Source organism: Arthrobacter sp. L77, from assembly GCF_000816565.1.
In the GTDB taxonomy this organism is placed as follows: Bacteria; Actinomycetota; Actinomycetes; order Actinomycetales; family Micrococcaceae; genus Arthrobacter_D; species Arthrobacter_D antioxidans.
Map to the genome: position 1 here is coordinate 1783 of NZ_JWSU01000008.1, position 25106 is coordinate 26888.

19 protein-coding genes and 1 pseudogene are annotated in these 25106 nt (G+C 73.3%); 13 read left to right on the top strand and 7 right to left on the bottom strand.

The window, feature by feature from the left end:
* Positions 1-1010, top strand: a pseudogene (locus RY94_RS15020) (glycosyltransferase family 2 protein); the annotation flags it as partial.
* A gap of 50 nt (positions 1011-1060) precedes the next feature.
* The gene (locus RY94_RS15025; RefSeq protein WP_043447620.1) at positions 1061-2749 is read left to right on the top strand and encodes a DUF5719 family protein; all 1689 of its coding nucleotides are present in this window, start codon (positions 1061-1063) and stop codon (positions 2747-2749) included.
* A 27-nt stretch (positions 2750-2776) separates the two neighbouring features.
* Here the strand turns inward: RY94_RS15025 and RY94_RS15030 are convergent, their stop codons facing one another.
* A complete protein-coding gene (locus tag RY94_RS15030) occupies positions 2777-3271 on the bottom strand; it encodes a metallopeptidase family protein (RefSeq protein WP_043447138.1) in 495 nt (164 codons plus the stop codon).
* Positions 3272-3446: 175 nt separating this feature from the next.
* On the opposite strand from RY94_RS15030, the gene RY94_RS15035 reads away from it, so the two are divergent.
* The 4 genes from RY94_RS15035 to RY94_RS15050 all read left to right on the top strand — a co-directional run bounded on the left by RY94_RS15035 (position 3447) and on the right by RY94_RS15050 (position 7101).
* Positions 3447-3833 carry a DUF3499 domain-containing protein gene (locus RY94_RS15035; protein WP_043447141.1) on the top strand — a complete coding sequence of 129 codons (387 nt, stop codon included), beginning with the start codon at positions 3447-3449 and terminating at the stop codon, positions 3831-3833.
* Positions 3834-3934: 101 nt separating this feature from the next.
* On the top strand, positions 3935-4126 hold the full coding sequence (locus RY94_RS15040) for a hypothetical protein (RefSeq protein WP_043447144.1): 192 nt from the start codon (positions 3935-3937) through the stop codon (positions 4124-4126).
* 50 nt (positions 4127-4176) lie between these two features.
* Entirely contained in the window at positions 4177-5676 is a 1500-nt protein-coding gene (gene ahcY / locus RY94_RS15045; RefSeq protein WP_043447146.1) for an adenosylhomocysteinase, read from the top strand.
* A gap of 150 nt (positions 5677-5826) precedes the next feature.
* Positions 5827-7101, top strand: coding sequence for a L,D-transpeptidase (locus tag RY94_RS15050; protein ID WP_043447149.1), 1275 nt, complete (start codon positions 5827-5829; stop codon positions 7099-7101).
* On the opposite strand, the gene RY94_RS15055 is transcribed toward RY94_RS15050, so the two are convergent.
* A complete protein-coding gene (locus tag RY94_RS15055) occupies positions 7088-7939 on the bottom strand; it encodes an RDD family protein (RefSeq protein ID WP_052274459.1) in 852 nt (283 codons plus the stop codon). The genes RY94_RS15050 and RY94_RS15055 overlap by 14 nt on opposite strands.
* A gap of 115 nt (positions 7940-8054) precedes the next feature.
* Here RY94_RS15055 and RY94_RS15060 point away from each other — a divergent pair, with 115 nt between their 5' ends.
* Together RY94_RS15060 and RY94_RS15065 are read left to right on the top strand one after the other, a co-directional pair.
* Positions 8055-9044, top strand: a complete 990-nt coding sequence (locus tag RY94_RS15060; protein ID WP_043447151.1) for a stage II sporulation protein M — start codon at positions 8055-8057, stop codon at positions 9042-9044.
* A 557-nt stretch (positions 9045-9601) separates the two neighbouring features.
* On the top strand, positions 9602-10300 hold the full coding sequence (locus tag RY94_RS15065) for a DUF1461 domain-containing protein (protein WP_052274460.1): 699 nt from the start codon (positions 9602-9604) through the stop codon (positions 10298-10300).
* Positions 10301-10303: 3 nt separating this feature from the next.
* Here the strand turns inward: RY94_RS15065 and RY94_RS15070 are convergent, their stop codons facing one another.
* On the bottom strand, positions 10304-12139 hold the full coding sequence (locus RY94_RS15070) for an AMP-dependent synthetase/ligase (protein ID WP_043447153.1): 1836 nt from the start codon (positions 12137-12139) through the stop codon (positions 10304-10306).
* Between the two features lie 55 nt (positions 12140-12194).
* Positions 12195-13820: a dolichyl-phosphate-mannose--protein mannosyltransferase gene (locus tag RY94_RS15075; protein ID WP_043447155.1), complete on the bottom strand. Its 1626-nt coding sequence runs from the start codon at positions 13818-13820 to the stop codon at positions 12195-12197.
* Between the two features lie 203 nt (positions 13821-14023).
* Here RY94_RS15075 and rsmI point away from each other — a divergent pair, with 203 nt between their 5' ends.
* Together rsmI and RY94_RS15085 are read left to right on the top strand one after the other, a co-directional pair.
* Positions 14024-14893 carry a 16S rRNA (cytidine(1402)-2'-O)-methyltransferase gene (gene rsmI / locus RY94_RS15080; protein WP_052274513.1) on the top strand — a complete coding sequence of 290 codons (870 nt, stop codon included), beginning with the start codon at positions 14024-14026 and terminating at the stop codon, positions 14891-14893.
* 145 nt (positions 14894-15038) lie between these two features.
* Entirely contained in the window at positions 15039-16520 is a 1482-nt protein-coding gene (locus tag RY94_RS15085; protein WP_043447158.1) for an NAD-dependent succinate-semialdehyde dehydrogenase, read from the top strand.
* Positions 16521-16597: 77 nt separating this feature from the next.
* Here RY94_RS15085 and RY94_RS15090 read toward each other — a convergent pair whose 3' ends face one another.
* From RY94_RS15090 to RY94_RS15100, 3 genes are read right to left on the bottom strand one after another with little or no spacing between them, the layout of a single operon-like run.
* Positions 16598-19012 (bottom strand): DUF3488 and transglutaminase-like domain-containing protein, encoded by a 2415-nt coding sequence (locus tag RY94_RS15090; RefSeq protein ID WP_052274461.1) that lies wholly within the window; start codon positions 19010-19012, stop codon positions 16598-16600.
* Positions 19009-20547 (bottom strand): DUF58 domain-containing protein, encoded by a 1539-nt coding sequence (locus tag RY94_RS15095; RefSeq protein WP_052274462.1) that lies wholly within the window; start codon positions 20545-20547, stop codon positions 19009-19011. The genes RY94_RS15090 and RY94_RS15095 overlap by 4 nt, the downstream gene beginning before the upstream one ends.
* Before the next feature lie 47 nt (positions 20548-20594).
* Positions 20595-21614 (bottom strand): AAA family ATPase, encoded by a 1020-nt coding sequence (locus RY94_RS15100; protein WP_082046417.1) that lies wholly within the window; start codon positions 21612-21614, stop codon positions 20595-20597.
* A 271-nt stretch (positions 21615-21885) separates the two neighbouring features.
* On the opposite strand from RY94_RS15100, the gene RY94_RS15105 reads away from it, so the two are divergent.
* From RY94_RS15105 to RY94_RS15115, 3 genes are all read left to right on the top strand, one after another.
* Positions 21886-22773: a TatD family hydrolase gene (locus RY94_RS15105; protein ID WP_043447161.1), complete on the top strand. Its 888-nt coding sequence runs from the start codon at positions 21886-21888 to the stop codon at positions 22771-22773.
* 339 nt (positions 22774-23112) lie between these two features.
* On the top strand, positions 23113-24006 hold the full coding sequence (gene rsmA, locus RY94_RS15110) for a 16S rRNA (adenine(1518)-N(6)/adenine(1519)-N(6))-dimethyltransferase RsmA (RefSeq protein ID WP_043447162.1): 894 nt from the start codon (positions 23113-23115) through the stop codon (positions 24004-24006).
* 93 nt (positions 24007-24099) lie between these two features.
* A complete protein-coding gene (locus RY94_RS15115; protein ID WP_052274463.1) occupies positions 24100-25071 on the top strand; it encodes a 4-(cytidine 5'-diphospho)-2-C-methyl-D-erythritol kinase in 972 nt (323 codons plus the stop codon).
* The last annotated feature ends 35 nt before the right edge of the window (positions 25072-25106 follow it).

Sequence of the window (25106 nt, forward strand, 5' to 3'; positions counted from 1 at the left end):
AGGAGGCGCCCGCCGCGGGAGCCGACTCCTCGGTCTTCGGCACGGGGATCGGCCTGGAGCCCGTGGCCGGGCGTCCGCTGCCCGCGACGGCGGCGGACCGCGGCACGGGCCCCGACCGCACCCGGACGCTCGTCGTCACGGTCGACGACGACGACACCGTCGGCGCCGCCCTCACACGCGGCGCCGGGACGACCCTCGACGCCCTCAACCCGCTGTACGCCGCCCGCACCCTGCAGGGCGCAGGGCAGGTGACCCTGCGGGAGGACGGCGAGTCCGCCCGGCTCCTCCGCACGAGCGTCGCCGTGATCGTCGGTGCCACGGGCGCGGACCCGCGCGGCGACCTGCGCGAGCTCGGCGTCGGCTTCGTGGTCCTCCGGCAGTCCGAGGCCGCCGGGGACTTCCTCAGCGGCCGCATCGACGCCGTGCCCGGCCTCACCGCCGTCGGCGACACCGAGGCGGGGCGCCTCTGGCGCGTGGTTCCCGACCCGCTCGACGGCGGCACGGACGACGCCGGCGATCCCACGGCCCGGGTGCGGGTCGTCGATGCCGAGGGCCGGACCGAGTCGCTCGTCCCGTCGTCGGACGTGGATGCGGCCGGTGCGGTCCCCGTGGGCGCCGAGGGCCGGCGCCTCGTCCTGGCGGAGGAGGCCGACCCCGGGTGGCACGCGAGCCTCGACGGCCGACGGCTCGAGCCCGTGTCCGACGGCTGGCAGCAGGCCTTCGCGCTGCCCGCCGCGGGCGGCAGGGTGGAGCTCTCCTACACGAGCCCCTACCAGCCGTGGGCCGAAGGGCTCCAGGCGATCGTCCTCGGACTGACGCTGCTGCTCGCCATCCCCGTGCCGTCCCGGCCCGCGGTCGTGCGGCCGAAGGGCGGCCACCCACCGCGCCAGGCCTTCCCTCGTCCATCCTCCGACGACACCGTGTCCGGCATCCCCCGGGACGGCCGGAGGGACGACGAGCCGGCCGGTGCCGGCCCGCAGCCGGCGACGAGTGGAAGCGGGGCGAGATGAGCCGGGGACGGAAGACCGACCGGACGGCCGATGCCATTCGGTCGGATGCCATGCAGTCGGACACCACCCGGTCGGCGGACACGGCCGTCGCGGCGCGCGCCGTCGCCCGCGACAGGGCGGCCGGCGTCCGCGGGCCCACACGCCTCGGCACTGCCCTGGGCGCCGCGACCGGCGTGGTCCTCCTCGCGGCCACGGCGGCGATCGCCTCCGGAAACGTCATCGCCGGCCTGCCCGCGGGCCCCGGGACCGACGTCGGGATCCCGGCGGCCGCCGTTCCGGCCGCTGACCACACCGCGGTGTGCCCTGCGCCGCCGCGACTGGTCGAGTCGGTCGGCGACGGCGACGGCGACGGCGCCGATCCCGAGTTCGGCCCGGCGTCGGCCGGCGCGCGGACCACGGTGTCCGGCGTCGTGCTCAGCGACCTGGGCGCCACCGTGACGGGGAGCGGGCTGCTGCCCGTCGGCGGGGAGGAACCGCTGGCCCTGATCCGGGAGTTCGCGACCGGGGACTCCCCGGACGTCCCTGCCGGCAGCGGCGAGGACGGCCTGACGGACCGCGTCGCGGGAGTGACCCGGGGCGTCGCCGTCGACGCCCCGACCGTCCTCCGCGCCCAGGCGCAGGGCGGGCTCACCCCGGCGGCCGCCGCGACCGCCACCTACACCGCCGCCGACGGGGACCTCCGCGGGCTGGCAGCCACCGCCTGCCAGGTGCCCTCCAGCGATTTCTGGCTCCTGGGCGCCGCGACCACCGTGGGGCAGTCCTCCGTCCTCACCCTGACCAATCCCACCGGCACGCCGGCCGAGGTGTCGCTCGAGCTCTTCGGGCCCGACGGCCCCCTCGTGGCGGCAGGGACCCGCGGTCGGCTGGTGGCGCCCGGGGAGACCCGGCGGATCGTGCTGGCCGGACTCGCCGGCAACCAGGAGCGGGTGGCCGTGCGCGTGCGCAGCGACGGCGGACGCGTGAGCGGCGTCATCCAGCAGAGCGTCCTGCGCGGCCTGACGCCCGGCGGGGTGGAACTCCTGTCGCCGAGCGCTCCGGCAGGCCTGACCCAGGTGGTGCCCGGCGTCGTCGTGCAGGACGCCGCAACGGCGCGCCGCATCCGCGAGCAGGAGGGGTACGGCGCCGCATCCCCCGCGCTGCAGGTGCTCGTCCCCGGGTCGAGCGACGCCGTGCTCGACATCCAGGTGTCCGGACCGGCCGGCGAGGTGGACCTGCCCGGCGGGGGAGTGGTGACCGCCGCGGCCGGTTCCGTGACGAGCGTCCCCCTCGACGCGCTCCCGGAAGGCAACTACACCGTCGCCGTCACCTCCGACGTCTCGGTGGTCGCTGCCGCACGCGTGACCCGCGGGATCGACGACGGCGAGCCGGTGGACCTCGCGGGAGCCCCGGCGGCCGCCCGCCTCGGCAGCGACCACGTGGTGGCGCTGGCCGAGGGCGTGGACACCGCCCTGGTCCTGGGCGCGCCGGACGGCAGGGGAGAGATCACCCTGACACCCGTCCAGGCCGACGGCGTGCTGGGCGAGCCCGTGGTGATCGGCATCGCGGGAGGGACGTCCGTGACCGTGCCGTCGTCGTCCGTGGGTCGCTCGCCGGTCGCGGTGATCGTCGACGCCACCGGGGACCCGGTGTACGGGGCGCAGGTCATGACACTGCCCGGGGACAGGAGCGGGATCTCCGTCGCGGGCATCCCGGCGGGTGCGACGGGTCCGCAGAGCATCCCGGTGGATCTCGGGTACTAGGGGCCGGTGCCGGGACGGTCCGGGCTGCTAGGCCTGCGAGCGCCCGTACGCGGGATCGACGGCCTCGGGGGCGAGACCCATGAGCTCGGCGGTCTGTTCCACGACGACGTCGTGCACGAGCTCGTTGACGGACAGCACGCTCCTCGCGGCCATGAGCACCGGGTGCCGGTAGATGGTGATGACGGCCGGCCGGTTCGGCGAGGCGGGGGAGCATGATCCCAGGAGGCCCCGCAGCGACTCGGGCGTCATGTCCTCGAGGCCGTCCGGGATCTCCTGCACCATGATCTGGACGTCCTGGATGCGCTCGCCCCACAGGCGTTCGAGCCGCTGCGCCGACTCCATCACCCAGTCGTCGAACTGCTCCGACCGCGACCGCGCACCCGGCAGGTACTGCGGGAGCAGGTCGCCGCGCATACCGCGTCCCCGGCGATTGCGTCGGCGCTCGTAGAACGACCGCGCCGGACGCTCGTCTGCGGCCGCCGGATCGGTGAGGTTCACCGAGAGTGTGGGAGCATCCTGCATGCAACGACTCTAAGCCTTCGACCGCCCCGCCCGCACTCCCGCGACGGCACCCTGTGGGGTTCCCGCCCCCGGGTGTCGTCCTGGTGTGTCGTCCTGGGGTGTCGTCGGTGGCGCCGCGACCGCCGGGGCGCGTCACGGCTCTCTCCCCGGCCGATCCCCGGTAGGCTTCAACATCGTGGGATCACTCCGTCAATGCTCCAGATCGGCCTGCGCCCGCCGGGCGATGGCCACGCTGACCTATGTCTACGCGGATTCGACGGCGGTCCTCGGTCCCCTCGCCACCTACGCCGAACCCCACACCTACGATCTCTGCGCGGCCCACGCCGAACGCCTCACCGTGCCCCGCGGCTGGGAAGTGGTCCGCCTGACGCTCCCCGACGCCGCGCCGGAGCACAACTCCGACGACCTCCTGGCCCTGGCCGACGCCGTGCGGGAAGCCGCCGCGGAGCCCACCGTGGAGGCCCCGCCGGTCGGACCCCGCAGCACCAGGGCACCCATGGAACCACCGGCCGGCGTCAGCGGCCCCCGGCGCGGCCACCTGAGGATCCTGCGGGAACCCTGACGGGACGGCCCTGCCCCGCCCGGACCGTCCGATCCGGGCCGGCGCGGCCGCGGTAGACTCGGGGGTAGAATCCCCATCCCTCCCGAGCGAAAGAGCTCCCTGTGGCGAACCTCCCCTCCCGACTGCTCGACGTCCTCCGCTGCCCCGTCACGGGGTCGAAGCTCCTCCAGGAGGGCCGCGTCCTCCGCTCCTCCTCACCGGGGCCCGACGGCACCCGGCTGACCTACGTGCTCGACGAGGGCATCCCCGTGCTCCTCCGCCACGAACCACTCGACGACGGCGCACGCGCCTGACCCGGCCCGCCGCACCCCAGCCCTCCCGAACCTCCAAGGACCAGGACACCATGACCTTCGACTACAAAGTTGCCGACCTCTCACTCGCCGAGGCCGGCCGCCACCAGATCCGCCTGGCCGAGCACGAGATGCCCGGACTCATGTCCCTGCGCCGCGAATTCGCCGAATCCCAGCCCCTCGCGGGAGCCCGCATCGCCGGGTCCCTGCACATGACGGTGCAGACGGCCGTCCTCATCGAGACGCTGACCTCCCTCGGCGCCGAGGTGCGCTGGGCGTCCTGCAACATCTTCTCCACCCAGGACGAGGCCGCCGCGGCCGTCGTCGTGGGCGCCGGCACCGTCGAGGAACCCGCCGGTGTGCCCGTGTTCGCGTGGAAGAACGAGTCCCTCGAGGACTACTGGTGGACCGCCACCCAGATCCTCACCTGGCCCGGCCAGGCGGACGGCCTCGGCCCGAACATGATCCTCGACGACGGCGGGGACGCCACGATGCTGGTGCACAAGGGCGCCGAGTTCGAGGCGCTCGGAGCGGTCCCCGCGAACCCGCAGGAGGGCGACGCCGACTACTCGCACGAGTACACCGTGTTCCTCGACACCGTCCGCTCCACGATCGGGTCCGAGCCGCAGAAGTGGACCGCGATCGCCGCGGGCATCAAGGGCGTCACCGAGGAGACGACCACGGGCGTGCACCGCCTCTACCAGCTCGCCGCGCAGGGCAAGCTCCTCTTCCCGGCGATCAACGTCAACGACTCCGTCACCAAGTCGAAGTTCGACAACAAGTACGGGATCCGCCACTCGCTGCCCGACGGCCTGAACCGGGCCACCGACGTGCTGATCGGCGGCAAGGTCGCCGTCGTGTGCGGGTACGGCGACGTCGGCAAGGGCGCGGCCGAGGCCATGCGCGGGCAGGGCGCCCGCGTGATCGTCACGGAGATCGACCCGATCTGCGCACTGCAGGCGGCGATGGACGGCTACCAGGTCGCGAAGCTCGAGTCGGTGCTCGCGCAGGGCGACATCTTCATCACGACCACCGGCAACAAGGACGTCATCATGGCCCGCCACATGGCGGGCATGAAGCACCAGGCCATCGTGGGCAACATCGGCCACTTCGACAACGAGATCGACATCGCAGGCCTCGGGCGCATCCCCGGTGTCGAGAAGATCGAGATCAAGCCCCAGGTGCACGAGTGGGTCATCCCCGCCGACGAGGCCGCGGGCGTGGAGCAGCACTCCATCATCATGCTGTCCGAGGGCCGGCTCCTGAACCTCGGCAACGCCACGGGCCACCCCTCGTTCGTCATGAGCAACTCCTTCGCCAACCAGACGATCGCCCAGATCGAGCTGTACACGAAGTTCGGGCAGGACGACGCCGAGGGCAACCGCGAGTACGAGAACCAGGTGTACGTCCTCCCGAAGGTCCTCGACGAGAAGGTGGCCCGCCTGCACCTGGACGCGCTCGGCGTGGAACTCACGGAACTGACCAAGGGCCAGGCCGAGTACCTGGACCTCGACGTCGCCGGTCCGTACAAGCCGGAGCAGTACCGCTACTAGCCGGCGGCCGATGTGTCGGGGCGGCTGCTGCCGGTGCCTCCGGGCGCCGACAGCAGCCGTTCTCGTGTCCGACACCTGCCGCCTCCGCGGTGAGGCGCGTCACGTCACGTACAGTCCGCTCAGAGGTAATGACGTGGAAGGGCTGGACGCATGCGCACGAAGCAGGGATCGGGCAGGGCCGCAGGGAGCCGGAAGGGCTGGACGATCGCAGCGATCGGCGCCGCGGCGGTCGTCGCCGTCAGCGCCGGCGTGGGTATCGCGACGGCCTCGCCCTGGGGTGATCCGGAGCCGTCCTCGACGTCGTCCCCGGCCGCAGCGTCCGACGCCCCGGGCACAGCGGCGACCACGCCGGCCGGGCCGCAGGCCGAGGACTTCGGCGTGGGACTCACGCCCACGGACAGGGCGTCCTCGGTCAATCCCGTCACCACGGCCGCGGTGACGGTGACCGGGGGGACGCTCGACGCCGTCGAGCTCGTCCCGCGGGCGGGCGGCACGCCCGTCGCCGGCACCCTGTCCGACGACGGCACGAGCTGGGCCGCGACCGGCCGCCTCGCCTTCGACACCGAGTACGAATTCTCCTACGCCGCCCGCGATTCCGCCGGAGAGCCCCGGCGCGGCACCTCCACCTTCACGACGGTGGAACCCGCGAACGAGGCCGACTCCGCGATGTACCCGCTGGACGGCGCGACCGTCGGCACGGGCCAGCCGCTCGAGTTCACCTTCAGCGAGCCGGTGACCAACCGGGACGCCGTGGAGAAGGCCATCACCGTGACCAGTACGAGCGGGCAGCCGGGCGCCTTCTACTGGCTCTCGGACACCAAGGCCCGCTACCGCCCCGAGACGTTCTGGGCCCCGAACAGCACGATCACGGTGGAGTCGAGGCTGTTCGGCGTCGACTTCGGCAACGGCATGATCGGCAACGGCGACACGACCAGGACCGTGAAGACGCACAACACGCGCCTGGCCGTCGTCGACAACACCACCAAGACCATGGAGGTGTACCTCGACGGGAAGCTCGACGCCACCTTCCCGATCACCCTCGGCACCGAGGACTGGCCCTCCACCGAGGGCTACATGGTGGTGATGGAGCAGTACGAGAGCACCCGGTTCACGGCGGAGTCGATCGGCCTGGAACCGGGCGACCCGGCCTACTACCCTCCCACGATCGTGAACCACGCGAGCCGGCTGAGCAACGGCGGAGCGTTCGTGCACGAGGCGCTGCCCGCCGCGCAGGTGGCCCTCGGCAACTTCAACGTCTCCCACGGCTGCATCGGGATGTCACCCGAGGGCGCCGAGTACTTCTACGACACCTTCGCGACCGGGGACGTGGTGCAGATCCTGAACACGGACTACGGCCCCATGTACGTCTGGGACGGCTTCGGCGACTGGAACGTCCCGTGGGACGAGTGGGTCAACCAGCCGTAGGGCCGTCCGGCCCGCCACGACCCGCAGGCTCCGCGCCCTGGCCGAACGGCAGGGTGTGGAGCCTCCTCGCCGTCGACTCCGTCCGGGTACGCTGCCGCATCATCGCGGCGTAGTCGCGGTCCCTGCGCGCCGCGACGACGGCGTGCAGGAACTCCTCCGGGTGCGTGTCCGCCGGGGGTACGGGCCGCACATGGCGGCTCGCTTCGGCCGCCAGGTCCACGGCGAGCGTGGCGCGGGCCGACGGCGTGAGGCGCGGGGCCTGCGCCAGGAACTGGGACATCCTGCGGGCCAGGGCGTCGGGCAGGCGGCCGATGTCCGCCGTCGCCGCCCAGGCCTCGAGGCGTGGGGGCATGACGAGGACCGCCCGCGGCCGGGCGACCACGCGCTCCCGCATCGCATAGGTCCCGGCGAGCAGGTCGCCGAGGCGCTTCGAGCGCTCGTTGAACAGGGAGACGAGGAACGCGAGCGAACCGACGAGCAGGTAGATCTCGAGGATCGCGAGCATGCCGCGGATGAAGGCGTGGCGGAAGCGGATCGCCCCGCCGTCGTCGCGCACGATCCGCAGGCCCATGACGAGGCGGCCCAGCGACTTCCCGCGGGTCAGGGTCTCCACCGTCACCGGCAGGACGAGGAGGATCAGCACGACGACGACCAGGGCGAGGGCCGTCGTGAACGCCGGGTCGAAGACGCCGTCGAGGAGGTTCCCGATCAGCAGCAGCAGGAGGACCGCGAGGACGATCTGGGCGAGGATGTCGATGACGACGCTCAGCCCGCGGGCGGCGAAGCCCGCCGGTTTCAGTTCGAGGACCACGGCCTCGCCGGTGACGACCGAACTCATGCATGTCCCCCTGGCGACCGTGACGGGACCTGGTGGTCCCGTGCTCCCTCCCAGCAGCGTAGCGCCGTCGTGCCGTTGCCGCTCGGCGACGCCGCCGTGACTATAGGGTTGGCCCATGGACGTTGACGCATTCATCGCCGTGCACCGCAGCGACTGGCAACGCCTGGACGAACTCGTGGGCCGGCGGAGGCTCGACGGTGCGGAGGCGGACGAACTGCTGGTCCTCTACCAGCGCGTCTCCACGCACCTGTCCATCATCCGGTCCGTGGACCCCGAGAGCACGCTGTCCGGGGCGCTGTCCACCCGGCTCTCCCGCGCCCGCACCCGGTTCACGGGGGCGAGGTCCAACACCATGGAGGACATCGCCCAGTTCTTCGTCCTCTCCCTGCCCGCCGCGTTCTACCGCATCCGGTGGCTCACGGCGGTGGTCGGGGTGCTCTTCGTCGCGGTGGCCTGGCTCTACGCCTCCTGGGTGGGCACGCCCGGGGTGATCCAGGCGCTCGGGCCGGACGAGGAGCTCCGACGCTACGTCGAGGAGGACTTCGTCGACTACTACTCGGAGAACCCCGCCGCCTCCTTCGCCGGCCTGGTGTGGACGAACAACGCCTGGATCGCGCTGCAGGCGGTGGCGTTCGGCGTCACCGGCATCTGGCCGGTGGTCATCCTGTACCAGAACGCGCAGGGCGTGGGCATGGCCGCCGGCATGATGGCGTCCTACGACCGGCTCGACACCTTCTTCGTCTACATCCTGCCGCACGGCTTCATGGAACTCACGGCCATCTTCGTCGCCACCGCCGCGGGGCTGCGCATCTTCTGGGCCTGGGTTGCGCCAGGGCGCAGGCCACGCGCCCTGGCGCTCGCGGAGGAGGGCCGCGCGCTCATCACGGTCGCGCTCGGGCTGGTGCTGGTGCTGCTCGTCTCGGGACTCGTCGAGGGGTTCGTGACGCCGAGCGGGCTGCCGCCGTGGCTGCGCCTCACCATCGGATTCCTGGTCTTCGCCGCCTACTGGGCGTACACCCTGATCCTCGGACGGCGCGCGGTCGAGGCCGGGCACCGCGGCGACCTCGGCGTCGTCGACCGGGGAGACGCCGTCCTCACCGCCTGACCGGCAGGCGTGCGGGGAGCCTCCCGGCAGCGCACCCGAACGCCCGGTAGTGTCGGAAGACGCCGGATGCAGGCACCGGCGGCACCCATCAAGGAGACAGAAGCAGTGGCAGAGACCGACAGCACCCGTCCGAACGCCTCCGGCGCATCCCGCGCGGACGGGGTAGGCCCGGACGCCCCCGGCGCGGCTGCGGTCGAGACGGACGCCGACGCTCCCCGGCTCGGGGACGACGCTGCCCGGGTCGGGGAGGACGCTCCCCGACGTGAGGACGACGCTGCCCGGGTCGGGGAGGACGCTCCCCGACGTGAGGACGACGCTGCCCGGGCCGGGGAGGACGCTGTCCCGGTCGGGGACGACGCTGCCCCGGTCGTGGACGACGCTCCGTCGGAGCCCGTGGAGGAGCCGGAGCCTGCAGGAGTCCCGGTCGCGGCCGCGGTGGCGGCAGGAGCGGCGTCGCCCGGGGCCGGGTCGTCGGGGAGTGGAAGCCACACGCAGGCCGCCGCCGAACCGTCCACGGGCACGGCAGCACTCTCCGTGCGCCCGCCGGACAGCGNTGCGTGTGGCTTCCACTCCCCGACGACCCGGCCCCGGGCGACGCCGCCATCCGTGCCGTCGCGACGTCGTCGTTCCTGTGGCTCGAGTACCACCGGCCCGGGTTCCCCGCCGACCGGTTCGGGTTCTCGCTGGACGACCGCATGACCTACGGCTCGTACGCGCTCGACTACGTGCTGAACTTCGCGCCCCCGCGGTACCTCGGGGGACTGGTGACGCCCGAGGGCGAGCCGCTGTTCCTCGCGTCGGAGGTGGGTCACATGGCGGATGTGAAGGGCGTCCTCGGGCTGTCCTTCTTCATCGCCCTCGTGCTCCTCGTCCTCGCCGTCCTGGCCTGCGTCTACCTCGCACGGCACTACAGGGGCGGGATCCGCCGGGCGCTGTTCTCCGGCGCGGTGCTGACGCTGGTCGGCATCGCCGTCCTGACCGTGCTGGCCGTCCTCGCGTGGGAGACCTTCTTCACGCAGGTCCACGCCCTATTCTTCGCGGACGGCACCTGGACCTTCCGCGTGGACGACACCCTCATCCGGCTGTTCCCCGAGCAGTTCTGGACGGACTCCGCCGTGACGGTCGCGGTCGTCGTGCTCGCGGCGACCCTCCTCACGCTCGTCCTCACCTGGCCCACGAAGGCCCGCCGTGACCGTTCCATGATGGCCCAGGACGCAGCGCAGGCGCGGCGCCGCGAGGCGCTCGACGCCTCCTGACGGCTACCGCCGGGCGTAGAGCTCGTCCATCGCCCGGGTGTGGTCGGCGACGACGGCGGCCCGCTTCAGCTTGAGGGTGGGCGTCAGGTGCCCTGATTCGACGCTGAACTCGACGTCGAGCACGCTGAACGTGCGGATCTGCTCGGCCCGCGAGACCGTGGCGTTCGCGGCGTCGACGGCGGACTGCAGCTCGGCGAGGACGTCGGCGTCCCGGGCGGCCTGCTCCGCCGTCAGCTCGGCCCGGCCGCGCGCCGCGGCCCAGGGCTCCAGGGCCTCGCGGTCCAGGCTGATGAGCGCCGCGATGAACGGCCTGCCCTCGCCCACGACGACGGCCTGGCCCACGAGCGCGTGCTCCCGGAGCTTCTCCTCGAGGGGGCCGGGCGCCACGTTCTTGCCGCCCGCGGTCACGAGCAGGTCCTTCTTCCGCCCCGTGATGGTCAGGAAGCCGTCCTCGTCGAGCGCACCGAGGTCGCCCGTCCTGAAGTAGCCGTCCTGGGTGAACGCCTCCGCCGTCGCGGCGTCGTCGTGGAGGTACCCGGCGAAGACGCCCGCGCCCTTCACCTGCACCTCGCCGTCGTCGTCGAGCCGCACACTGGTGCCCGGCATCGGGATGCCGACGGATCCCACCCGCGTGAGGGACACCGTGTTCACGGTGCACGGGGCGGTGCTCTCGGTGAGGCCGTAGCCCTCCTGTACCAGGATCCCGGCGCCGCGGAAGAAGTGGGCCAGGTGCTCGCTGAGCGGGCCGGCCCCGGACACCGTGTAGGTGACCTCGCCGCCGAAGACGTCCCGCAGCCGCGGGTACACCATCCGGTCGAAGACCGCGTGCGATGCCCGCAGGGCGGGGGAGGGCCCGCGCCCGCCCCGGCCGCGGGCGTCCACCGCCCGCGAGTAGGCGACGGCGGTGCGCTCGGCGGCCTCGAAGAGCCGGCCCCTGCCGGACTCCGCCGCGCGCCGGCCCGCCGTGGCGTGGATCTTCTCGAAGATGCGCGGGACGGCGAGCAGGAACGTCGGCCTGAACGTCCCCAGGTCCTCGAGCAGCTGCGCCGCCGAGCCGGAGTGCGCCAGCGTGATCCCCCCTGTGAAGCACACCACCTGGACGGCACGCGCCAGCACGTGGGCCAGGGGCAGGAACATGAGGGTGCGGGCGTTCTCCTGCTGCAGGAACTCGGGTAGGAACTCGAGGGTGTTGACGGCGAACAGCGCGAAGTTGCCGTGCGTGATGACGCAGCCCTTCGGCCGCCCCGTGGTGCCGGAGGTGTAGACGATGGACGCGGCGTCCGCGAGGCCGCGGGAGGACCGGGCTGCCTCGAGCGCGTCGTCGGACACCGCCGCGCCGGCCTCGCCGAGCGACGCGAGGCCCGTCACGCCCTCCAGTGGCTCGCGGGCCAGCCGGATGACGGAGGTCGCCTCCGCCCGGCCCGCCCGGGCCGCGGCGTCCAGGACGACGCCTGCCCTGGACTCGTCCTCGACGAACACGACGGCGGGCTGCGCATCCTCCAGGATCCACGCGACCTGGTGGGCGGAGGAGGTCTCGTAGATGGGGACGGTGACGGCCCCGGCGAACCAGATCGCGACGTCGGCGAGCGTCCATTCGTAGCGTGTCCCCGACATGACGGCGACGGCGTCGCCGGGCTGCACGCCGTGTGCCACCAGGCCCTTGGCCACGCGCGTCACCTGCTGCAGGAACTCGGCCGCCGAGACGTCCTGCCACCGCGCCCCCGAGCGCACCGCGTACAGGGCCCGCCCCGGCTCGGCGGCATGGGTCCGCAGCAGGAGGTCGGTGGTGTTGCTGGTCGCCGGGAGGTCGACCAGCAGGTCCGTGATGGCTTCGCGCACGATGGCTCGCTTTCGTTCCGGAGATGCCCGGATGGTTCGGGGGTGGGCCGCGGCCCTAGATCCAGCTCGGCAGCCACATGCGGTCGCGCCACTGGTCGTAGGGGATGACCTCGGCGGTCCAGATGGGCAGGAAGTAGGCCGACAGCGCGACGGCGGCGGCCAGGAAGAGGCCCACCAGCACGATACCCGTCCGGCGCCGGGCGCCGTCCGCCGCGGGCCCGCCGAGCACGAGGCCGAGGCAGTAGACGAGGGACAGCACGAGGAACGGCTCGAAGGCCACGGCGTAGAAGTAGAAGGTGGTGCGTTCCGGGTACAGGAACCAGGGGAGGTAGCCTGCGGCGACGCCGGTGAGGACGGCCGCGGCACGCCAGTCGCGGCGGCCCAGCCAGAAGAACAGGAGCACCACCAGGGACAGTGCCGCGCTCCACCAGATGAGCGGGTTGCCGAGCACGGTCACGGCCTGCGAGCAGGCGTCCGCCCCGCAGCCGGCCGGCTTCTCGTAGAAGTACGACGTCGGGCGGCCCACCACGAGCCACGACCAGGCGCTCGCCTCGTACGGGTGGTCGGAGCCGAGGCCTTGGTGGAAGGTGTAGGCGCTGCGGTGGTACTCGGCGAGGGAGCGGAGCCCGTCCGGCAGCCAGCCCCACTGCTCCGACGGGTTCTGCCCGGCCCAGGTGCGGTCGTAGGCGTCCGAGGACAGGAACCAGCCCGTCCAGGAGCCCAGGTAGGTGAGCGCGGCCACGGGGACGAGGCAGGCGAAGGCGAGCAGGCCGTCCTTCAGCGCGGCCCCCGCGAGCCAGTGGTGCACCCCGGCGATCCGCCGTGCGCTCATGTCCCAGGCGACCGTCATGAGGCCGAAGGCGGCGATGAAGGGGAGGGCGGACCACTTGGTGCCGAGGGCGAGCCCGAGGCACACCCCGGCCGCGAGGCGCCACGGGCGGAAGCCCAGGAAGGGGCCGTACGCCGGCGCCAGGAGGCGGGTGGGCCGGCCTCCTGGCGCCGGCGCGGCGAGCCTGTCCGCGAGGCGCCGCCGTCCGTCGTCGCGGTCCAGCAGGAGCGCCGCGAACGCCGCGAGGAGCCAGAAGCTGAGGAAGATGTCCAGGAGGGAGGTGCGCGACTGCACCAGGTGGTGGCCGTCCACCGCGAGGAGCAGCCCGGCCGCGGCCCCCAGCAGCGCCGAGCCGAACATGCGCTGGGCCACGACGGCGAGCAGGAGGACCGAGAGGGTCCCGACGACGGCGGCCGAGAAGCGCCAGCCGAACGCGTTGTCCGCGCCGAACAGCAGCATGCCGACGGCGATCATCCACTTGCCGACCGGCGGGTGGACCACGTAGTCGGCGGTGGCGAGCAGGACGTCGGGGGTGCCGGCGTTGAAGGAGTCGTTGGCGTCCTCCGGCCACTCGCGCTCGTAGCCCGACTGCAGCAGCGAGTAGGCGTCCTTCACGTAGTACGTCTCGTCGAACACGAGGGAGCCGGGCTCGCCCAGGCGGACGAAGCGCAGGATCCCGCCGAGCAGGGCCACCGCCAGCGGGAGGACCCAGCGCAGGGCACCGCCGGGGGACGCAGCGCCGAGGAGGCGGGCCAGCAGGGCGTCGCGCGTGAAGGCGAGGGAGGGAGCGAGGACCCAGGATCCGGCCTGCTGGGGGCTGTCCCGTCGGGGTCGGACGGCGGTGGGGCTCACCCTGCCATGCTACCGGCGGCGGCGGCGTGGGCTCCGCACCCGGCCGCGTGCCGGGCCGCGCGGAGCGCTAGGCTGGTGCGGTGAACCAGCCACTCGACGACGACGCCCCCGACTCCGACCGGGAGGACCCCTCGGTGCCCGGGACGCAGGCGCCTGCGGACGAGTCCGGGGCGGACCAGCCCGACGACGCCGTCCGGGCTCCCATCACGGCGTACCGCGGCACTGCGGGCGACGACAGCGGGCGGGGGCGGATCGTCCTCGCGGCGACGCCCATCGGCAACATGGGCGACGCGACCGAACGGCTGATCGGCCTGCTCCACACCGCCGACGTCGTCGCGGCCGAGGACACCCGGCGGCTCCACCGCCTGGTGCAGGCGCTCGGCGTCACGGTCACGGGCCGGGTCATCAGCTACCACGAGCACAACGAGGCCGAGCGCACGCCCGAGCTGCTGGACCTCGTCCGGGACGGCGCGACCCTGCTGATGGTGACCGACGCCGGTATGCCCTCGGTCTCGGATCCCGGCTACCGCCTGGTCGAGGCCGCGGTCGCCGAGGGCCTCGACCTGACCGCGGTGCCCGGCGCGTCCGCGGTGCTCGCGGCGCTCGCGCTGTCCGGGCTGCCCACCGACAGGTTCTGCTTCGAGGGGTTCCTGCCCCGCAAGCCGGGCGTGCGCGCAGGGCGCCTCGCCGACCTCGCCGCGGAGCGCCGCACCATGGTGTTCTTCGAGGCCCCGCACCGCCTCGAGGCGATGCTGCGCTCGCTGCAGCAGGCGTTCGGCTCGGACCGGCAGGCGGCCGTGGCCCGCGAACTGACCAAGGTGCACGAGCAGGTCATCCGCGGCTCCGTCCTCGAGCTCCTCCAGTGGGCGCAGGAGAACGAGGTGCGCGGCGAGATCGCCGTGGTCCTCGCCGGAGCCCCGGAGGCTCCGCCCTCGCGGCCCGAGGACCACGTGGCGGAGGTCAATGCCCTCATGGACGGCGGGATGCGCCTCAAGGACGCGGTGGCGGCGGTCGCCGAGGAGGCCCGCGTCAGCAAGCGCGAACTGTATGCCGCGGTGATCGCCGCGCGCTGACCGGAGCGCCGGGCGCTGTGCATTCGTCCAAGGGGAAGCCCGTTCCGTGGTGCAGCCTCTACTGGACACCCGTTCATCGCGCGGTCTAGCGTGAGCGGGAATGCCCCGTCGGGGCGCGCCCCGAATCTTCGCGAAGGAGCTCACAATGGCTGTCACCGCCGACCAGGAGAAGGCAGTACTCGACAAGGTGCCTACCGGGCTCCTGATCGACGGGGAATGGCGGGCGTCGTCGTCCGGTGCCACCTTCGACGTCGAGGACCCGGCGACCGGCCGCACCCTGCTCACGCTCGCGGACGCGACCCCCGAGGACGGCATGGCCGCGCTCGACGCCGCCGTCGCCGCGCAGGCCGACTGGGCGCGCACCGCCCCGCGCGAGCGGGGGGAGATCCTGCGGCGTGCCTTCGACCTGGTCACCGCGCGCGCCGACGAGTTCGCCCTCCTGATGACGCTTGAGATGGGCAAGCCGCTGGCCGAGGCGCGCGGCGAGGTCACCTACGGTGCGGAGTTCCTGCGCTGGTTCTCCGAGGAGGCCGTCCGGACCTCGGGCCGGTACTCGGTCTCGCCCGACGGGAAGTCCCGCCTGCTCGTGAGCAAGAAGCCCGTGGGGCCGTGCCTGCTCATCACGCCGTGGAACTTCCCGCTGGCCATGGCGACGCGGAAGATCGCACCGGCCATCGCCGCAGGCTGCACCATGGTGCTCAAGCCCGCGAACCTGACCCCGCTCACGTCCTCGCTGTTCGCCACCGTCCTGCAGGAGGCGGGCCTGCCCGCCGGTGTGCTGAACATCGTCAACACCACCACCGCCGGGGACGTCACCGGGCCGCTCATCGAGGATGCGCGCCTGCGCAAGCTCTCCTTCACCGGATCCACCCCGGTGGGTCGCAACCTCCTTGCTGCCGCGTCGAAGAACGTCCTGCGGACCTCCATGGAGCTCGGCGGCAATGCGCCGTTCGTCGTGTTCGAGGACGCCGACCTCGACGCCGCGGTGACCGGCGCGATGCTGGCGAAGCTCCGGAACATGGGCGAGGCCTGTACGGCCGCCAACCGCTTCATCGTCCACGCGTCGGTGGCCGACCGTTTCGCCGCCGCCCTGGCCGAGCGCATGGAGGGCATGACCCCGGCGCGCGGCACGGAGGAGGCCTCGAAGCTGGGTCCGCTGATCGACCGGAAGAGCCGCGACAAGGTCCACGAGCTCGTGACCGCGGCCGTCGGCGACGGCGCGGTCGCCGTCACCGGTGGCGCCCCCGTGGCGGGCGACGGCTACTTCTACCAGGCCACCGTGCTGAAGGACGTGCCCCGGTCCTCGCGCATCATGCAGGAGGAGATCTTCGGCCCCGTGGCGCCGATCATTACGTTCAGCACCGAGGACGAGGCGGTGGAACTGGCAAACGACACCGAGTACGGCCTGGTCGCCTACGTGTTCACGCGCGACCTCAACCGCGGCCTGCGCATGGGCGAGCGGCTGGACACCGGGATGCTCGGCCTCAACGCCGGCGTGGTGTCCAACGCCGCAGCACCGTTCGGCGGCGTCAAGCAGTCGGGCCTCGGCCGCGAGGGCGGCGCGGAGGGCATCGAGGAGTACCTGTACACGCAGTACGTGGGGATCGCGGACCCCTACGCCTCCTAGGACCCCGGGACGTCCCGGACGGCACACGACGGCCGGCACCCGAGGGTGCCGGCCGTCGTGCGCCAGGGGGGTCCGCGTCAGCGGCGCCCGCTGCCCCGGAACCGGTTGAGCAGTGACTGCGGGAACATCCGCGCCCTGACCCGGGTGGACCACGTGCTGCCCGCCCGGAGCGCCTGCGTGACGGTGTCGACGTCGTCCCAGCGCGGTGCGGCTGCCGGTCGCGCACGGGTCGAGGTCGGTGCGGGCCCGGCGCCGTGGTCCGCGTACTCCTCGAACTCGTAGGCCGCACGCAGGCGGGAGAGGGACGTGGCGGGGTCGCCGTCGAACCCGGCGTCGCGGGTGAGCCGCCCGGCGAAGGTGCGGGGCGTGTCGGTGGGCTCCAGCCGGTGGCCGTAGTCACCGGCGATCTCCGTCGTCTCGGCCCAGGCCGCGGTCGCCGCCCCGTCGAGGCCCCTGCCGTTCGTGTCGTCCGTGCCTCCTGCGGCCTCGCGGACGACGACGGTGCGGCGTCGGGCGCGGGTCCTCGCCGTCCGCAGCAGGAACGGCAGCAGGGCGAGCAGCACGGCGCCGAGGCCCACCAGGGCGCCGGTCACGGACCGGGCCTCGTCCTCGGCCGCCCCGCCCCCGGCCTGCCCCTCGTCCTGCGCGGGGTCCGTCGCGGACGCCGACCCGTCCGGGACGGGCGGATTGCCGCCCGGGTTCAGCGCGTCGGAATCGTCCGCCCGCGGCCCCACCGGCGAGAACGCCTGCTGCGCGTAGGCGGGCACCACGCCGCGGGACGGCGTGGGCTCGAACTGGACCCAGCCCACGCCCTCGAAGTACAGCTCGGGCCACGCGTGCGCGTTGCGGGAATCGACCACGAACTCGCGGAGCTCCGTGCCCTCGGGGCCCTCCTCGGTGTCGCCCGTGGGGCTGCCCGGGGTGTAGCCGATCGCCACGCGGCTGGGAATGCCCGCCGCCCGGGCCATGACCGCCATGGTGCCGGCGTAGTGCACGCAGTACCCGGACTTCGCCTCGAGGAAGCGCGCCATCACATCCATGCCGTTGCCGTCGTACCCGCCGTCCACGGGGGCCTCCACCGAATAGGAGAAGTCGGGACCGCGGAGGTAGCTCTGGATGGCGATGGCCTTGTCGTAGGGGTTCACGAACTCGTCCGTGACCTCCGCGGTCCTCGTCCTGACGATCTCCGGGGTGTCCTCCGGCAGCGCCGTGAAGACCTCGGCGACGGCGTCCGGGTCCGAGGGCCCGATCACGCCGAGCCCCTCGCGCGTCAGGTCCGCGGCGCGGCTCTGCACCAGGTACTCCTGGCGTGCGGTCGACCCGCCGTCGGTGGACAGGATGGAGAGGTTCGCAGGATCCCAGGCCCACGCCCCGGCGAGGTTCGTGACGCCCGTGGGCGCGTACGGGGCCACGAGCCAGGGGCTCGCGTAGCTCTGCGTGGTGACCCGGGTGGACACGGTGCTGCTCCGGGGCAGGTCCTCCGGCGTGCCGTCCTCGGCCCCGATGTCGGCCACGCCCGTCTCGCGGTCGTTGATCCGCTGGTCCGGTTCCCAGCGCCGGCCGCTGAAGTCCTCGAGGGTGACCGCGCGGAGGTACAGGGGCGCGTCCGAGTTGGTGGAGTAGGTGATGCGGCCGAAGCCGGTGGGGTTACGGAGGTCGTTGCCGAGGGTCACCGCAGGGTTCAGCCCGGTGGCGGTGCCCCACACGTTGAGCCGGGCGCCCTGCGGGAAGGTGCCGGAGGTGAACCCCGGGATGGTCGTCGGCAGGGCCACCGTCACGGCGAGTGCCGCCGCGCCGATGATCGCGCTCCGGCCCGCGAAGCCGGTGGAGGCGCGCGCGCCGCCCGAGGCGAGGCGGTCCTCCCGCCGCTGCGCGAGCGCCAGGAGGAACAGGAAGGCCAGCACGGTGGCCACGAACGCGGGCATCCCCACGCCGTCGGGCTTCACGACGGCGGGGGTCACCAGGATCGTGAAGAGCCCGAGGCCGCTCGCCGCCGGCATGCCGAGGGTCGTGGAGACGAGGTCGATGATGATGGCGATGAGCCCCAGGGCGGCGCACAGGACCAGGACGAGGCCGGCTCCCGGCAGCACGGGCGCCACCTGGGAGACGACGGTCTCCTCCGCCTGGTCGAGGAGGCGCTGCAGTTCCAGCGGGGTCCCCGGACCGGGGATGACGCCGAGGATGCTCTGCCGCGGGAAGAACCCCGCCGTCAGCACCCCGACGAGCGCGAGCACCCCGACCAGCGCCGTGACGGCGCCGTTCAGGCGCAGGGTCCGGGTCAGTGCCATGGCGAGGAGCACGGGGACGAGCGTCCGGAGCACGGGACCGAGCCACGTCCACGGCTCGACGACGCCGTTGAGGCTGGTGGAGGCGGCGAGCACGGCGAGCAGCACGGCACCCGTGACGGCCCAGTGCCAGGGGTCGGCCGGGGGCGCGGGCGGCGACGCCGGGGGAGCCTGGGCCGGCGCGGGGCGTGAGAGGGTGGCGGTCATGCCCGCCCCCCGGGGACGGCGCCGTGGGCGGACCGCCCGCGCGGCGTCGAGCCCGCGCTCGAGGAGGCGTGTGCGGATGCCCGGCCCACGGCGTGCTCGAGGCCGGCCCAGACGACGGGCAGCCTGGCCGAGGGCGAGGCCGCCGTGGCATGCCAGCCCGCCTCGCGCAGGATGTCCAGCTGGGGCTGGGACTCGGCGGGGCGGTCGGTGACGAGGATGGCGTAGGCCGGTGAGCCGTAGTCGGAGGCCGAGGCAAGGGCCCGCGCATCCTCCGCGGTGATCAGGCCGAGGACGGCGATCAGCGGCCCGCGGTGCCCGGTCGCGGCGAGGCGGTCCAGCAGGTCGTCGCCGAAGGCGGCGTGCAGGGTCCTGGTGTGCGGGCTCTTCGCGGGTGCCTCGGCCGCCCGCCGGCGCACGCGGCGCATCGCGCTGCGCGCCGCCTCGCCCGACTGCACGGCGGTACTGCCCGCGTGGTCGGTGTGGCCCTGCGCGCGGTGCCCCGCCTCGGGGGCGAGTTCGAGGGCCGCGAGTCCCTCGGCGATGCCCTCGATGGCGCCCTGCCCGTGGTGCTCCTCCTCGGACGGGAACGGCGCCGAGGGTGAGTGCAGGAGGGCGGGCGACCCCTGCTGGTCGAGGAACCGCAGGGCGTAGCTGCGTTCGAGCAGGTGCGCGCTGATCGACATGGCGGCGGTGACGGCCCACTCGAAGGTCGGCGACGTGGACAGCGCGCTGTCGGCGGACCCGTCACCGCCGAAGACCGCGCCGAACCCGGTACTGAAGCTGTGGTGCCGCTGGTCCAGCAGCAGGGTGGCCTGCGGTGTGGTGACCGATTCCTCCTGGCGCACCATGAGCTCGCTGTGCCGCGCCGTCGCGGCCCAGTGCACGCGCCGCAGGGAGTCGCCGTGCCGGTACTCGCGCGTCATGACGTCGTCGTCGCTCGGGTTGGCCTGGCGTCGTGTCGCGGCCATGCCGTCGTTCCCGCGGGACCCGGCGAGCGCGGAGACGAGCAGCTCGACCGGCGCGGGGGTGACGACCAGCGGGTCCGCCGTGCCGAGGACGTGGCGCGACCTCGCGAGGCCGAACGGGTCCGTGAACTCGGCCGTGACGGGCCCGATCTCGTAGACGCCGCGCGAGGCGGAGCGGATCCGGTACTCGTAGAGGGAGACGCCGTCGCGGGTGGGGTTGCGCGAGGGGTAGCTGAACCGGGGCGCCTGGCCGAACCGCGCAGGGAGCTGCTCCTCCATGGCGATGCTCGCCCCGCCCGCGACGCTCGCCGTCAGGGAGAGCGTGACGGTGGTCGTGGAGCCGATCTCCATGGTCTGCGGCTGGAAGCGGCGGCCCACCGTGAACCGCGGCTTGACGAGCCGGAGGACGATGACGGAGGCCAGCGGCAGGGCGAGCAGCAGGATCCCCACGTAGAGGAGGTCCCGGCGGCCGAGGACCTGCGCGGAGAGCAGCGCCACCACGGCGCTGAGGACGAACCCCCACCCGCGCACGGTGAGGACGTCCGAGGGGAGCTTCTCGATGAGGTTCATCAGGGCCGCCGGACGCTAGGAGGTGGGGGTGCCGGGACGGGGGAGCGTCATCGCCGGGGCGCCTCCCGGGCCACGGGCACGCGGGAGAGCACGTCCGCCACGATGCTCGACGCCGTCTCCCCGGCGCTGGTGGCCTTGCGGTCGAGCAGCAGCCGGTGGGCGAGGACGGCGTCGGCGATGGCCGCGATGTCGTCGGGGAGCACGAAGTCGCGGCCCTCCAGGGCGGCGCCGGCCTTCGCGGCGCGCAGCAGCTGCAGCAGCGACCGCGGGCTCGCGCCGAGCCGCAGCCGCGGGTGCTCGCGGGTGGCCCGGCCGAGGGCCACCGTGTAGTCCTTGACGGCCGGCGAGACGTACACCTCGCGAACCTGGCGCATCATCCCGGCGATGTCCTTCACGTCGGCCACCGGGCGGATGGCTGCGAGCGGTGACACGGACTGGTGGGTCTCCAGCATGTCGGCCTCCGCGCGGGCGTCCGGGTAGCCCATCGAGATCCGGGCCATGAAGCGGTCGCGCTGCGCCTCGGGGAGGGGGTAGGTGCCCTCCATCTCGATCGGGTTCTGCGTCGCGACCACCATGAACGGGTCACCCAGCGGGTGCGTGTGCCCGTCCACGGTCACCTGGTGCTCCTCCATGCATTCGAGCAGGGACGACTGCGTCTTGGCCGAGGCGCGGTTGATCTCGTCGCCGATGACGATGTTCGCGAAGACCGGGCCGGGCCGGAACTCGAACCGCCGGGAGTCCTGGTTGTAGATGGAGACCCCGGTGACGTCGGAGGGCAGCAGGTCCGGGGTGAACTGGATGCGGTTCACGGTGCAGTCGATCGTCCGGGCGAGGGTCTTCGCGAGCAGGGTCTTCCCGACCCCCGGCACGTCCTCGAGGAGCAGGTGGCCCTGGGCCAGGAGGACCGTCAGGGCGAGCCGCGCGGCTTCGGGCTTGCCGTCGATCACCGTCTGGATGGAGTCGAGGATGCGCGTGGCGATGTCGTAGAAGCCGGCGGCGTCCGGATCCGGCGCCGTCACGAGCCGCGGGTCCGCAGCCACCTCGGCGATGTTGTGCTGGACGTCCATGGGTACCCTCCATGCGTGCGGCTGCCGCGCCGAGCGGCGCCGGAGGGCCGGGATCGCTCGACACGCAGGGAACGGCAGCGGCCGTTCCGGCGCGGGGCAGGACAGACCGAGCTGAATGATTCAACAGGTTACTAGCTCAACTTGCTTCCCGGGCGATTAGTTCCGTACCACAACTAGGCTGGGAGCCATGTGTACCAGCACCCTGCCCGTCCGTCACCCCTACGCCGTGGGGGAGATACCGCCCGCCTACCGCGAACCGGAGCAGGCGGGGATGCCCGACGGCGGTGACGGTGCCGGCGGCGACACCCCGGCTGCCCGGCGGCGCCGCAAGGGGGCGTACCTGCCGCTGCCGGAGCCGTTGCCGGTGCCCGTCATCGACAACCACACGCACTTCGACTTCCAGGAGGGGGCGGTGGAGGTGTCGATCGGCGGGGCCCTCGATGCCGCCGGGGCCGCCGGGGTGCGGGGCGCGGTGCAGGTCGGCACGGACCTGGCGTCCTCGCGCTTCACCGCGGCCGTCGTCGAGCAGGACCGCCGGCTCCTCGGGGCGGTGGCCCTGCACCCCAACGAGGCGCCGCTGCTGGCCGCGGCGGGAACGCTCGACGACGCCCTCTCGGAGATCGAGCAGCTCGCGGCCGGCCCGCGCATCCGCGCCCTCGGCGAGACGGGCCTGGACTACTTCCGCACGGGCGAGGACGGCCGGGGCAGCCAGCTGGCGTCCTTCCGCAGCCACATCGACATCGCCCGCCGCCTGGGCAGGGCGCTGCAGATCCACGACCGCGAGGCGCACGACGACGTCGTGGCGACGCTGCTCTCCGACACCGCGCCGGACCGCGTGGTGCTGCACTGCTTCTCGGGCGACGCCGATCTCGCGCGGACCTGCAACGAGCACGGCTGGTACATGTCCTTCGCCGGCACCGTGACGTTCAAGAACGCCGCGAACCTGCGCGAGGCCCTCCTCGTGGCCGATCCCGCGCTGGTGCTGACCGAGACCGATGCCCCGTTCCTCACCCCCCACCCGTACCGGGGCCGGCCCAACGCCTCCTACGCCGTGCCGTACACCGTGCGGGCCATGGCAGGGATCCTCGACACCGACCTCGACGCCCTGTGCGCCCGGCTGACGGCGAACACCGAAGCCGTCTACGGCAGCTGGGACTGACCGGGCGGGCAGGACCGTACCGGGACGCCCGGAAAACGGGTGGCGCGCGGACGCCACGCGAGTGTCCGTCCGGAGCACTCGGGTGGTCGGCACGCGTGCCGGGCCCCGGGCGCCTCCGTAGTGTTCAGGGAGGCAGAGCTGCCCGCCGCGTCGCACCGGCGCAGGCGATGCCTTCCCGCCGCCCTTCTCCTGAGACCGGAAGCCGGCGGCAGGCCGGTGGTCTCCCTCCCCAGCCGGGGGACCACCCAGTGGGTCGGCGGCGCCCGGAGCCCCCCTTGAGACCAGGGGCTCCACCAGGCGTCGCCGACTCCGGCACATCCGGACCGATACGATGGCAGGGTGACCACGCCCCCCGCCGCCGGCCCGCCCGCACCCCTCTTCGGAGCAGCGGACATCCGCCGCCTGGCAGCCGAGGTGGACATCCGTCCCACCAAGACCCTCGGCCAGAACTTCGTGATCGACGGCAACACCATCCGCCGGATCGTCGCCGCCGCGAACCTCGGCCCCGCCGAGACCGTCCTCGAGGTGGGGCCCGGCCTCGGGTCCCTCACCCTCGGCCTGCTCGACGCCGCGGAGCGGGTCGTCGCCGTCGAGATCGATCCCGTCCTCGCCGGGAAGCTGCCGGAGACCATCGCCCGGTGGCGGCCCGATCGCGCCGCGGCCCTCGACGTGGTCCTCGAGGACGCCCTGCGCGTGACCTCCCTGCCGCACGCCCCCACCTCGCTCGTGGCCAACCTGCCCTACAACGTCGCCGTCCCCGTGGTCCTGAACCTGCTCGAGCGCTTCCCGTCCCTCGGCCACGGGCTCGTCATGGTGCAGGACGAGGTGGCGGACCGGCTGGCCGCACCTCCCGGGTCGAGGACCTACGGCGTCCCGTCCGTGAAGGCCGCCTGGTACTCGAGCATGGCCAAGGCCGGGGTGATCGGCATGAACGTGTTCTGGCCGGCGCCGAAGATCGCCTCGGGCCTCGTCCGCTTCACCCGTCGGGATCCGCCCGTGACCACGGCGACCCGCGAGGAGGTCTTCGCCGTCATCGACGCCGCCTTCGCCCAGCGCCGGAAGACGCTCCGCGCGGCCCTCGCGGGCTGGGCCGGCAGCCCGGTCCTGGCGGAGCAGGCACTCCGTGCGGCCGGGGTGGACCCGACCGCCCGCGGCGAGGTCCTCGACATCACGGCGTTCGCGCGCATCGCCGAGGCCCGCGCGGACGTCCCGGGCGCCGCCGCCACGCACTGACGCCGCAGGCGGGTCGCACGGCAGGCCACGGGAGGAGTCCCGGGAGGAGTCCCAGGAGGATCCGCGGAACACGGGTGCGTTAGGTTGGTGGGTATGGCCTCGGGCAGAACCTTCGACATGCGCTCCGGCGCCCGGTCCGTGCGCGTCAGGGCGCCGGGGAAGATCAACGTCTCCCTCACGGTGGGCCCGCCCCGGGAGGACGGCTACCACGGGATCGCCAGCGTCTTCCTCGCGGTGTCCCTGTACGAGGAGGTCACGGCCACGGAGACGGCCGGGGACACCATCAGCGTGGGAGTCAACGGCGAGGGCATCCTCAACCTCCCCGCCGCGTCCATCCCGCTGGACCGCACCAACCTCGCGGTGCGCGCCGCGGAACTCCTCGCCGAGGTCAGCCCCCGGCGTACCGGCGTGCACCTCGACATCACCAAGCGCGTGCCGATCGCCGGCGGCATGGGCGGCGGGTCGGCCGACGCGGCCGCGGCCCTGCTCGCCTGCGACGCCCTGTGGGGCAGCGGCTTCACCCGCGACGAGCTGGCGAGGATCGCCGTGGACCTCGGCGCCGACGTGCCGTTCGCGCTCGTCGGCGGGACCGCCGTCGGGCTCGGGGTGGGGGACCGGCTGACCCCGGCCATCTCGAAGACACCCCTGCACTGGGTCCTCGTGACCTCCGACTACGGACTCTCCACGCCCGAGGTGTACCGCAGGCTGGACGCGATCCGCCTCCGCGAGGGCATCGAGCCGGACCCGCAGCCGACCATCGATCCCGCGATCCTCGGCGCCATGCGGTCGGGCGACGCCCTCACACTGGCCCCGCTGCTGCACAACGACCTCCAGCGCGCCTCGATCGAGCTCGCCCCCGGGCTGGGCGATATCCTTGAGACGGGGAAGGCCGCTGGTGCGCTCGCCGGGATCGTGTCCGGATCGGGTCCCACCATCGCCTTCCTCACCCAGAGCTCGGGCCACGCGGCCGAACTGGAGTCGCTCCTCGGGGCCGAGGGGCTGCAGGCGATGACCGTCCACGGTCCGGCCCACGGGGCGCGGATCGCCACAGAATCCGCGGCCTGACCGCGCACCACCGTTCCAACCGAAAGCAGTATCTC